This is a genomic window from Intrasporangium sp. (assembly GCF_032907665.1).
GTDB lineage: Bacteria > Actinomycetota > Actinomycetes > Actinomycetales > Dermatophilaceae > Intrasporangium.
This window is the reverse complement of record NZ_JAJJPG010000004.1, coordinates 25,769-36,833: the sequence shown is the minus strand read 5'-3', so window position 1 is coordinate 36,833 and position 11,065 is coordinate 25,769. Positions and strand designations below refer to the sequence as shown.

The 11,065-nt window shown below is 71.3% G+C and carries 11 protein-coding genes; 3 read left to right on the top strand and 8 right to left on the bottom strand.

The features are described from left to right. Positions 1-135: 135 nt before the first annotated feature. Complete coding sequence (gene cofD / locus LOY02_RS01220; protein ID WP_317180490.1) at positions 136-1,140, top strand: 2-phospho-L-lactate transferase; 1,005 nt, start codon at positions 136-138, stop codon at positions 1,138-1,140. After that, positions 1,137-2,249, top strand: a complete 1,113-nt coding sequence (locus LOY02_RS01215; protein ID WP_317180489.1) for a coenzyme F420-0:L-glutamate ligase — start codon at positions 1,137-1,139, stop codon at positions 2,247-2,249. The genes cofD and LOY02_RS01215 overlap by 4 nt, the downstream gene beginning before the upstream one ends. 31 nt (positions 2,250-2,280) lie before the next feature. On the opposite strand, the gene LOY02_RS01210 is transcribed toward LOY02_RS01215, so the two are convergent. The 4 genes from LOY02_RS01210 to LOY02_RS01195 all read right to left on the bottom strand — a co-directional run bounded on the left by LOY02_RS01210 (position 2,281) and on the right by LOY02_RS01195 (position 7,579). Further along, positions 2,281-3,252, bottom strand: a complete 972-nt coding sequence (locus tag LOY02_RS01210) for a zinc-binding dehydrogenase (protein ID WP_317180488.1) — start codon at positions 3,250-3,252, stop codon at positions 2,281-2,283. Positions 3,253-3,537: 285 nt separating this feature from the next. Next, a complete protein-coding gene (locus LOY02_RS01205) occupies positions 3,538-4,707 on the bottom strand; it encodes an NADP-dependent malic enzyme (protein ID WP_317180487.1) in 1,170 nt (389 codons plus the stop codon). Between the two features lie 278 nt (positions 4,708-4,985). Then, complete coding sequence (locus LOY02_RS01200; protein ID WP_317180486.1) at positions 4,986-6,281, bottom strand: HD-GYP domain-containing protein; 1,296 nt, start codon at positions 6,279-6,281, stop codon at positions 4,986-4,988. Further along, complete coding sequence (locus tag LOY02_RS01195) at positions 6,278-7,579, bottom strand: HD-GYP domain-containing protein (protein WP_317180485.1); 1,302 nt, start codon at positions 7,577-7,579, stop codon at positions 6,278-6,280. The genes LOY02_RS01200 and LOY02_RS01195 overlap by 4 nt, the downstream gene beginning before the upstream one ends. Before the next feature lie 529 nt (positions 7,580-8,108). Between LOY02_RS01195 and LOY02_RS19200 the strand changes: the two genes are divergently transcribed. Further along, a complete protein-coding gene (locus LOY02_RS19200; RefSeq protein WP_410505901.1) occupies positions 8,109-8,183 on the top strand; it encodes a 50S ribosomal protein bL37 in 75 nt (24 codons plus the stop codon). 215 nt (positions 8,184-8,398) lie between these two features. On the opposite strand, the gene rsrA is transcribed toward LOY02_RS19200, so the two are convergent. The 4 genes from rsrA to LOY02_RS01175 are packed head-to-tail and all read right to left on the bottom strand — an operon-like array spanning position 8,399 to position 11,013. Further along, positions 8,399-8,686 (bottom strand): mycothiol system anti-sigma-R factor, encoded by a 288-nt coding sequence (rsrA, locus tag LOY02_RS01190; RefSeq protein ID WP_317180484.1) that lies wholly within the window; start codon positions 8,684-8,686, stop codon positions 8,399-8,401. Further along, entirely contained in the window at positions 8,686-9,495 is an 810-nt protein-coding gene (locus LOY02_RS01185) for a sigma-70 family RNA polymerase sigma factor (RefSeq protein ID WP_317180483.1), read from the bottom strand. The genes rsrA and LOY02_RS01185 overlap by 1 nt, the downstream gene beginning before the upstream one ends. A 16-nt stretch (positions 9,496-9,511) precedes the next feature. Continuing rightward, the gene (locus tag LOY02_RS01180) at positions 9,512-10,159 is read right to left on the bottom strand and encodes an alpha/beta family hydrolase (protein ID WP_317180482.1); all 648 of its coding nucleotides are present in this window, start codon (positions 10,157-10,159) and stop codon (positions 9,512-9,514) included. Beyond that, positions 10,156-11,013 carry an SOS response-associated peptidase gene (locus LOY02_RS01175; protein WP_317180481.1) on the bottom strand — a complete coding sequence of 286 codons (858 nt, stop codon included), beginning with the start codon at positions 11,011-11,013 and terminating at the stop codon, positions 10,156-10,158. The genes LOY02_RS01180 and LOY02_RS01175 overlap by 4 nt, the downstream gene beginning before the upstream one ends. Positions 11,014-11,065 lie beyond the last annotated feature (52 nt).

Below are 11,065 nucleotides of genomic sequence, written 5' to 3'. Positions count from 1 at the left end.
ACCCGCTCACGGCAGGTGTCCTACCCGCACGATCGCTCTTCTCACCCCCTCCTCACCCCCTCCTCACCCGCTGCACGGCCACCTCCCGGGCACCGCGCTGCACACCCTCCGCGCGGTCCTGAGAGGATCCTTGGCATGCGCATCACAGCCCTCGCCGGTGGAGTCGGCGGCGCCAGGTTCGTCCGCGGTCTCCTGCACCACCTGAGCGGCACACGTCCGGGCGAGCGGCCGGAGGTCACCGTGATCGGCAACACCGGCGACGACATCACGCTCTTCGGGCTGCGCGTGTGCCCGGACCTCGACACCCTCCTCTACACCCTTGGCGGTGGGGTGCATGACGGGCAGGGCTGGGGCCGCGCAGACGAGTCCCACCTCGTCATCGCCGAGCTCGCCGCACTCGGAGCGACACCGATGTGGTTCTCATTGGGAGACAAGGACTTCGCAACCCACATCTATCGATCGCAACTGCTCGGACACGGTATGCCGCTGAGCGCGGTCACCGCGCGGCTGGCCGGCCGCTGGGGGCTGGGAGAGCAGGGCGTGACGCTGCTGCCCATGACCGACACCCCCGTCGAGACGCACGTCGTGGTCACGGAGGACGGGCAGCAGCGGGCCATCCACTTCCAGGAGTGGTGGGTTCGTCACCAGGCCGCGCTCGAGGCGGAGCGCTTCGTCGTCGCCGGGCTGGACGCTGCGACACCGGCCCCGGGCGTCCTCGAGGCGATCCGATCCGCCGACGTCGTCCTGCTGCCACCGAGCAACCCGGTCGTGTCCATCGGGATCATCCTCGGCGTGCCCGGCGTGCGAGATGCGCTCCGGGGCACACGTGCCCCCGTCGTCGGTGTCTCTCCCCTCGTCGGGGGACGACCCGTGCGTGGCCACGCGGACGTCTGCCTGCGGACCATCGGGGTGGACACGACCAGCGAGGCCGTGGCCGGTCTCTACGCGGACTTCCTCGACGGCTGGCTCGTCGACCCCGAGGACCCCATGCCGGAGACGGCACGATCCTCGGGTCCGGCGCTGGTCCGCCGCCCGCTCCTCATGAGCTCGGTCGAGGCTGCTGCGGAGATCGCGGCGAGCGCGCTCGAGCTGGCCCAGCGGCTCGGCACGGCGTCTGGCGGTGGGGAGGTACGTCCATGAGCCGTTCCTCGGAGGGCCTGCAGTCGCCGTCCACGATCACGGTCACGCCACTGACCGGGATCCCCGAAGTGCGCGAGGGCGACGACCTCGCCGATGTCATCGATGCGGGCCTCGATCGCTCCGGCGTGCGCCTCGAGGACGGCGACGTCCTCGTCGTGTCGAGCAAGATCGCGAGCAAGTCGCTCGGACTCGTCACCCACGACCCCGACAAGGACCGGGTCGTCGAGGCCGAGACCGACTACGTCGTGGCCGAGCGGGCGCTGCCCGGTCGCGTGGCGCGCATCGTCCGGTCCAAGGCCGGGCCGATCATGGCCGCTGCCGGCGTGGACGGGTCCAACACCGGGGAGCGGGGAGGATGGTTGCTCCTGCCCCACGACGCCGACGGGGTGTGCGAGCGCATCCGGGACGAGCTCGGCCGGCGACACCGGGTCCGGATCGGCGTCATCCTCAGCGACACGTCGGGGCGCGCGTGGCGCATCGGGCAGGTCGACTTCGCCCTCGGGGTCCACGGCGTGCGCGTGACCGATGACCTTCGGGGAGGGACGGACGCCGACGGTCGGCGCCTCGAGGTGACGACCCGCGCGGTTGCCGACGAGATCGCTTCGGCCGCCGACCTCGCCAAGGGCAAGGTCCATGCGGTCCCCGCCGCGCTCGTCCGCGGGCTCGCAGCGCTCGTGCCTTCCTCTGACGACCCAGTTGCCCCACGGGGTCGCGACCTGGTCCGGTCCGGTCCGGAGGACTGGTTCGCCTACGGCCGCGTGGAGGCCGTGCGCGCGGCCTTGGGGGTCGAGCCGGGCAGTGCGGACGCGGTGGAGGTGGGCCTTCCGCCGGTCTCTCCTCAGACCTCGACACGACTCGAGGCGGTGGGGCGTGCCGTTCGGGCAGCACTCCACGAGGTCGACTCCGGCACGGCTGATATCGGCCAGCGGTCGGTCACCCTGACCGCGGCGACGCCCTTCGAGCTGGGGCGGCTCACGGCCCGGCTCGAGACAGCCCTGTGGTCCGAGGAGCTTCGGGGCCAGCCGGAGGAGCCGAGCGCCAGCGGACTCTCGGTCGTGGTGAGGATCGCAGGCCGGACCGGCCGGACGGCGCACCACTCACCCGGCTGACGCGATCCCGTCGGACAGGACAGGGTTCGGGTCAGGAAATGGTGAAGACGACCTTGCCGAAGACGTCGCCCTCGACCATGCGCGCGAAGCCCTCCCGGGCGTCGGCGAGCGGCAGGACCGTGTCGATGACGGGCTCGATGCGCTGCTGGACGATGAACCGCGAGAGGTTGCCGAGCTCCTCCCGCGTCCCCATCGTCGAGCCGACGACTCGGAGCTGCTTGAAGAAGATCTTGGTCAGTTCCGCCTTGCTCGGGGCGTCGCCCGACGTCGCGCCGGAGATGACGATGGTGCCGCCGGGACGAAGGGAGTTGACCGAGTGCGACCAGGTGGCGGCCCCGACCGTCTCCATGACGGCATCGACCCGCTCCGGAAGGCGCGCCCCCGACTCGAAGACGTGGTCGGCGCCGATGCTCAGGGCCTTGTCGGCCTTGGCCGCGTCGCGTGAGGTCGCCCACATGCGATATCCCGCGGCGGCCCCGAGCTGGACGAGGGCAGTCGCCACGCCACCACCAGCGCCCTGCACGAGGACGGTGCCCCCGGGCTTGACCCCGGAGTTGGTGAAGAGCATCCGGTAGGCCGTGAGCCAGGCCGTCGACAGGCAGGCCGCCGCGTCCCAGGACAGATCGGCAGGCTTCGGCACGAGGTTGCCGCGCGGCACCAGGACGTACTCGGCGAGCGTCCCGTCGTGCAGCTCGGAAAGGAGCGTGCGCCGCGGGTCGAGCGTCTCGTCGCCCTGCCACCCCTCCGAGGCCACGACGGCGTGGACGATGACGTCGTTGCCGTCGTCGTCGACCCCCGCACCGTCGCAGCCAAGAATCATGGGCAGCCGGTCGGCCGGCAGACCCACCCCCCGGAGGGACCAGACGTCGTGGTGGTTGAGGCCGGCAGTCCGAAGGCGCACCCTCGCCCATCCGTCGCGCGGCTCCGGATCAGGCCGCTCCCCGACGACGAGACCGGAGAGCGGGTCCGTGGGCGACTGGCTGGCGGCGTAGACGGCGAGCATGTCAGCACCCTAACGATCCCCACCCGGGGGCGCCTCCGACGCGAGACGTGATGCACACCGCACGACCTCACGGTCCCGCGCCGGAGCCCACCCGAGTGGCCCGATGTCCACCCGGGCAACTCGAGTGGCCCCGGATCCACAGGAGCGGCGCCCACTTGAGTCCCGACTCCACCTCCCGGAGGGGAGCGTGTGGACAATCGGGCCACTCGACAGGAACGGCGACCCGCGGGCCGGCCCAGCGGCATACGTCGGGCCGGCCCAGCGGCATACGTCGAGGGCAGCGACTCAGCCGCAGCAGCGGGCCAGGGCCGAGACCGCCTCAGCCACCGTGGGGGCGACCCGCTCGTCGAACACGCTCGGGACGACGCAATCGGCCGTCGGCTCCTCGACGAGCCCGGCAATGGCTCGAGCGGCAGCCAGCTTCATCTCCTCGGTGATCGACCGGGCGCCGGAGTCAAGGGCTCCGCGGAAGATGCCCGGGAAGGCGAGCACGTTGTTGATCTGGTTCGGGAAGTCCGACCGGCCCGTCGCCACCACCTCGGCGAACTTCTGCGCCACGCGCGGGTGGACCTCGGGGTCCGGGTTCGCGAGCGCGAAGATCACTGCCCGGGGGGCCATCCGCATGAGGTCACGCTCCGGCACCGTTCCGCCAGACACGCCGATGTAGACGTCGGAGCCCTCGAGCGCGTCACCGAGCAGGCCCACGCGGCCGGTCCGGTTCGTCAGGTCGCGCAGCGACGCCTTGTGCGCGGGAAGCCCGGTGCGGTCCGGGCCGATGATGCCGGACGAGTCGACGACGATGACGTCCCCGACGCCGGCGTGCACGAGGATCGACGACACCGCCACGCCAGCGGCGCCGGCACCGGACACCACGACGGTGAGGTCCTCGAGGCGCTTGTCCACGACGTGCGCCGCGTTGTAGAGCGCGGCCAGCGCAACGATGGCGGTGCCGTGCTGGTCGTCGTGGAAGACGGGGATGTCGAGGCGCTCCTTGAGCCGGCGCTCGATCTCGAAGCACCGGGGCGCCGAGATGTCTTCGAGGTTGATCCCGCCGTACGTGGGGGCGAACCGGGCGACGGCGTCCACGATCTCGTCGACCGTGCCCGTCTCGAGGCACACGGGGACGGCGTCGACGTCGGCGAAGTGCTTGAAGAGCACCGCCTTGCCCTCCATCACCGGCATCGCCGCCAGCGGGCCGATGTCGCCGAGTCCGAGCACGGCAGTGCCGTCACTGACGACCGCCACGGTGTTGCGGCGGCTCGTGTAGCGGGTGGCGAGGGCGGGGTCGGCCGCGATCGCGAGGGAGACCTCGGCGACCCCCGGCGTGTACAGCAGCGACAGGTCGTCGGCATCTCGAAGCGGGGAGGTCGCGTGTACCCCCAGCTTGCCGCCCTCGTGCGCCCGGAAGACCGGGTCATTCGCGTCGAAGGGCTGACTGACGGGCAACGCACTCATGAGAGGAACCTCGTTCGCATCGACAGGGCATCGCGCCCTAGCGGAAATGGCAAGGGCCGCGGGTCTGGCCTCAAGTACGGATATGCGAGACGGGGGTTGCCCGAACGTCGTCATTCTGCCATGGCCGGGGCCCGATCCGACAAGGGGGGCCGGCGTTTTCGTATGGAACCGGTCACCGGCAGGCGTCAGGGCAGCTCCGGGCCGTGCCGGATCGGCGCCCAGCCGTGCCACACGGGGGGCACGTGCTCCTCCCCGGCCTCTCCCCCGCGCTTCACGCCTCACGCGGGTGGCTCGGCCGTGCCGAGGAAGCGCAGGAGGGCATCGACGACGTGTGGGTCGTACTCGTAGCCGAGGCCGAGGTAGATGCGCTCCACCGCCGTGTCCCGGGCGCGTCGGCTCCGGGAGCCGCCGGTGAGGTCCTCGTAGGCGTTGACCACCTTGATGATCCGGCTCGTCAGCGGGATCTCCTCGCCGAGCTCACGCAGCTGCCGATACGGGGTCGCCTGGTGCTCGAGGATCCGTGCAACGTCGTCGAGCACTCCGGTCTCGCGCACGATGGCCAGGGTGTCCTCCCCGATCCGCCGTTGGTCCGCCGGAGCCGCGAGGACGGTTGCGCCACCCGGGATGGGCTCGACGAGTGCGACCTGGCCGATGTCGTGGAGCAGAGCGGCGTACTCGAGGTCGAGCAGCTCCCGCTCGGGGAGACCGAGCTCCCGGCCCACCGCGACCGCCGTGGCCGCGACCCGCTCGGAGTGGCCCGCCGGGGTGTAGCCGGCCGCGTCGGTGAGCCGTGCGAGGGTGCGGATGCTCTGGAGGTAGGTCGCCCTGATGCTCACGTAGCGACGGAAGGCGAAGAGCGTGAGGACCAGCGGGCTGAGGAAGAGGGGGACGGCGGGCGCACCCAACGGGGGCACGGCCAGGGCGATGAGAACTCCCGTCACGGCGAGGGCGACCGAGATGGCGAAGCTCGAGCGCAGCTCGTCCTTGAGCGTCTGCCACCAGGCGGCCCGGAGCAGAGCGCGTGCCGTTGAGGTGACGAACGCGTCGGCGAGCAGGCCGATGACGGCAATCGCCAGCATGAGGACCGCGGCCCGCCACGGCTCGAGGCCGTCGTCCCGCACTGGTTCACCACCGACCTGGCCGAGGTGGATCACGCGGTACAACAGGGCCGCCACGGCGACGCTGATGAACCGGCCCACCGTCTCCGCGACGTTGACGGGTCGACCGGTCAGATGCCTCGTGAGCGCGGCGACGGTCATGGCCACACCGGTCACCGCGAGCACGAAGACCGAGCCGTAGGACACCACTCGGTCGCCTGGCAGCTCCGCCGTGAAGACGAAGCCGAGCGCCGCCGCCGTGGCGATCGGTGCCGAGCCGCGGACGCGGGAGCCGGACAGCTGGAACCACTCACCGACGAGGATCGCGATGGCAAAGGTCCCGACGAGTGCCACACTGCCCGAGTCGCCCCACTGCGGGGAGTCGGCGGACACGTACACGAGGGCCGCGGAGCACACCACGGCTGCCATGCCGGCCCCCAGCGGCACGTAGCGTCGGGGGCCGAGAACGGCGGTCACGACGTCGCCTCCTCGCGGGGTGGCCACCCATGCTTCGCGACGACGGCGCTCAGGGCCTCGAGAACCGCCGGGTCGTAGCGGCCGGTGTCAGCACCGAGGGCACGCAGGGCCTGCTCCGCTGTCTTCGGCTCGACCCACCCGTCAGGCTGGGTCAGGCCGTCGAACGCCGCGGCGACCGCGACGATCCGCGCCGAGACCGGGATGTCCGCCCCCTTCAGCGGGCCCTCACCGTCGCCGTCGAAGTGGTCGTGCTGGTGGCAGATGCCGGCCCGTGCCTCGTCGAGGAAGTCGATTCCCTCGATCATGCGCGCACCGACGACCCCGTGTGCGGCGAGCATTCGCTGCTCCTGCATGGTGAGCGACTCCGGGGCACGACGCAGGATCCGGGCCGGGACCGCGAGGTGGCCGATCTCGTGGAGCGTCCCGGCATGGCGGACCGTGACGATCTGGTGCGGCCCGAGCCCGAGGTCCTCGGCGATCCACTCCGCCAACCGGGCCGTTCGGCGGCTTCTCTCGACGGCGGCAGGCTCCTTCTTGCCGAGCGCCGTGACGAGGGTGTCCAGGGTTCGCTCGTGGGACCGGAGCTCGTCGCCGTACTGGATGAACGCCCAGCGTGCAGCGAGGAGCGGGGCGAGGACGAGCAGGGCGCTGAAGGGCCCGAGCTCGGCGGGGTACCAGAGGACGACGAAGAGGAAGCCGATGATGCCGTAGCCCACGTAGGCCCATCCCGATCCACTGAGCACGCGGCGCACCATGACCATGAAGGGGACGCCCTGGGAGAAGTGGATGACTCCGGCGAGCAGCACGGCGTTGGTGAGGCAGCCGACGACGTCGGCCACGAGGATCGGGAAGCCGACGTCTCTGGAGATCGTCAGTGCACCAGAGATCCCCGCGAGCTCGCGCTGCCCTCCGGCCAGGAGGTAGGCCAGAGCACCCACTGCGCCGATGATCCCCGTCATGGCGACGTTGAAGACCGTCTGGACCAAGCGGGGTCGACCCCGGTCGGTGGCCATCGAGACGAGACCCACGATCCACGCGCCGACCGGGCCCACGATGACGGCGGCAGCGAGCAGGATGATGCTGAGGAACGAGAAGCCGACCCGAGACCCGACGTCGGGCTCCCGGAGCTGGAAGCTGAGGATGCCCATGCCGCACAGCAGCAGCAGGGCTGGCACATCCAGACGCGGGTCGGTTTGCCACGCCACGAGCCCTACGCCGGCAGCGGCGAGGGAGACGACGCCGATGTAGGCATACAGGCGCCGGTCACGAAGCCCCGGTCGGCGAGAGCTGGTGCTCACCTCGCTCGCATTCGGGAGCCCGCTGCTCTCGTCAGGGACCGCCCGCGAGCGACAGGGCCGGCGATGCAGTCAGGGCAGGTGCGTTCGACCGGACCCGTCAGCCACCCCACGACCACGTGTCACTGCCAAGGACCGTCGTCAGGCTCACGATGAATGGGCTCGCTGCCAAGGCGATGAGGAGTTTGCGCAGCATTTCGGGGGCTCCTTATGTTCAGACACGGGCGCCTTGGCGCCCGGGGGAAGGCGCCAGCAGTTGCGTCAGTTACAGGATCCCAAACTTCCGGGCGTTTTCGGGGCCGGGACCTCGTCCAGTCGCATTCTTTACCAAGTTCTTAACCTTCCAACCCGTGGTCTCACCCTGCGATCGGCACGAGGTGGGGTGCCACGGCCCCAGGTGGAGCGGACGGGAAGGGGGACCAGCGGAGGATGTCGCGGGGACCTCGGTGAGGGCGTGGGCGAAGATGTGGGAGAATCAGTGCTCGTGCCCGGACGGGCACTGCGACCAGCACCATCGACGAAAAGAGCCGAGATGAGCAAGCGCGCCCGCAAGCGCCGCGCCCGCAAGGGTAACGCCGCCAACCACGGCCGCAAGCCCAACGCCTGAGCGCGTGGCGTGCAGCGCACGCCACGCACCGGCAGCCAAGGCCCGCCCCGACACTCGGGCGCGGGCCTTCGTCGTCGGCGTCCGAGATGGTGCCGGTCCACGGCTCGGGGCGGAGCCCGCCCTGGAGCCTGCCTCCCCCGCCGTCCCGACCGGGTGGGTCGGCGTGGTGTGGGTTCAGCGTGATGGGTCGGCGTGGTGGCCCAGCCGTCTACCGGTCAGCCACCCTCGACCCGGAAGACGCTGAGCGAGATGCGGGCCATGATGGCCGTGCGCAGCGTGTCGGGCGCGTGCTCGTTGGCGCAGGAGCGCTTGATGAGGGACTTGAGGGTCGTGTCGAGGTTGTACTCGTTGAAGCAGGGGCCGCACTCGTCGAGGTGCGCCTGGATCTTCGCGCACTCCGACGGGCCCAGCTCGCCGTCGAGGAACTCGTAGACGCGCAGGAGCGCCTCGGAGCAGTCGGTTTGACCCGCCGCAGGCGCGTCGTCGCGCTCGCCCTTGCCCATCACCGTCTTCCTCCCGCTCCGCCGGCAGCGGCGAACCCGCGCTCCACGGCGTAATCGGTCAACAGCTCCCGCAGCTGGCGGCGTCCGCGGTGCAGCCGACTCATCACGGTGCCGATCGGCGTGTCCATGATCTCCGCGATCTCCTTGTAGGAGTAGCCCTCGACGTCTGCGAAGTAGACGGCGAGCCGGAACTCCTCGGGGATCTCCTGGAGGGCGCGCTTGACGTCACTGTCGGGCAGGTGGTCGAGAGCCTCCGCCTCCGCGGACCGAAGCCCCGAGGACGTGTGGGACTCGGCCCGCGCGAGCTGGTAGTCCTCGATGTCGGACGAGTCGGACTCGAGCGGTTGTCGCTGCTTCTTGCGGTAGCTGTTGATGTAGGTGTTCGTGAGGATGCGGTACATCCAGGCCTTGAGGTTCGTGCCCGGCTTGTACTGGTGGAAGGCGCCGTAGGCCTTCGCGTAGGTCTCCTGGACGAGGTCCTCGGCGTCGCTGGGGTTGCGCGTCGTGCGCAGGGCGGCGCTGTAGAGCTGGTCGAGCAGCGGCATCGCCTCGGTCTCGAAGCGGGCGCGTCGCTCCTCCTCGGTCTCGGCGGCGAGGTCGACGGTCGCGGATGGTGGCTCGTGCCCCGTCACCGTGCCGCCCTCGGCCAGGGGTGCCTGGCCCTCGGGGCTCGGCGGGGCATCGACGACGGTGATCGCCGAGGCCGGGTCGGTCTGCTTGTCCTTGCTCATCGTCTCCCACCCTAAACCCGAGGGGAGGGTGGCCGGAGCCGCCGCTCGTGCGGGCGCCTCCAGCAGACAGGTGACCATGCCCCTGAAACGTCGGTCATCGGGGCAGCATTCCCGCGATGCGCGTCAGCGCCTCGACGAGGGCCGGCCGGGAGCCCTTGGGGAAGCTGTGGGCCCCGTCGACCTCGATGAGCGTCGCCCACGCCGGGAGGTAGGGGGCGAGCTCCTCCGGCGTGCCGAACGGATCACGCGCACCGTGGACCAGCCACGTCGGGTCGGGAGCGAGGGCCAGCTCGGCGTCACGCAGGCGGTCGGGGCGCCCCGGGAGGTGGAGGGGGAAGCTGAGCAGCAGCCCGGCATCGGCACCGAGCTCGGCAGCGGTCCGGCAGGCCACGCGCGCGCCGGCGGAGCGGCCGCCGACGACGAGCGGGCGGGGCAGTCGTCCCCGGCCCGACATCAGGTCAGTGACCATCGGCACCCACGCGGCGTCGAGCGTGGGCGGCCTGCCGGCCACCCGCCGTCCGGCGACGAGCCAGGGCTGCTCGAGAAGGGCCACGGTCCAGCCCGCCCCGACGAGGACGTCCCGGGCCACCGTGAGGTCGAGGGAGCGCAGCCCGCCCCCGGCCCCGTGGCCGAGGACGACGGTGCCGTGGGAGCGAGCTGGGCGGCATACGTGCGCCCGTCCGGGACCCTCGGGGGTGTCGAGGTCGCGCACCCGCTCGGCCACGCGCGCGGCTGCGCTCATCCCCCGATCACCTCACCGGTCATCGGGTCGACGACTCCGACGAGCTCCTCCCGCGGGGCCGGCTCGAGCAGCCCGGGGCCGTTGCGCGACGTGGAGCCGACGGAGCGGCCGATGGGATAGGCCTCGAAGCGGCCCGGCCGAGCGAACTCGAGCAGCCCCCGGACGACGTCGGGATCCCGCTCGGCGGGGTCCAGCCACTGCTCCCACTGCTCGGGCTCGAGGACCAGCGGCTGGCGGTCGTGGATGCGGTCCATCCCCGGATCGGCCGCGGTGGTGATGATGGTGAAGGTCGTCAACCACGCGTCCGGATGCCCGTCGGGCAGCTCCCGATCGCGCCAGAACTCGTAGAGGCCGGCGAAGCCGACCTTCGCCCCGTCGGCGCGGTGGATGAAGAACGGCTGTTTCCGGGGCTTGCCCTTGGCGTCGACGGCGGTCGGGGACTTCTGCCACTCGTACCAGCCGTCCGCCGGGACGATGCACCTCCGGGAGAGCGCCGCCCTCGCGAAGGCTCCCTTGCCGAGGACCGACTCGGCGCGGGCGTTGGTCATCCGCTGGCCGAGCTTGACGTCCTTGGCCCACGACGGCACGAGGCCCCACGTGAGCAGGCGCAGCTGCCGGGTGGCCTGCGCCTCGTCGGGCTCACCCGCCTCGGCGGTCTCCGGCGTGCGCGGTGCCCGGGTGACGACGACCGGCGCCTGCTTCGACGGCGCCATGTTCCAGTCGGGTTGGCCGGGCGGAGGGTTCTGCGGGTTCTTGAGGATGCTGCGCCCGGGCTCCCCGGAGTGGTCCTCCTCGATGTCGAAGGCCTCGATGAGCTCGTCGGGCCTGGCGCTCGCGGCATACCTCCCACACATGGGGTTCAGCGTATGCCGCTCCGCTGACTCCCGATGCAGCTGCGCTCCCGGC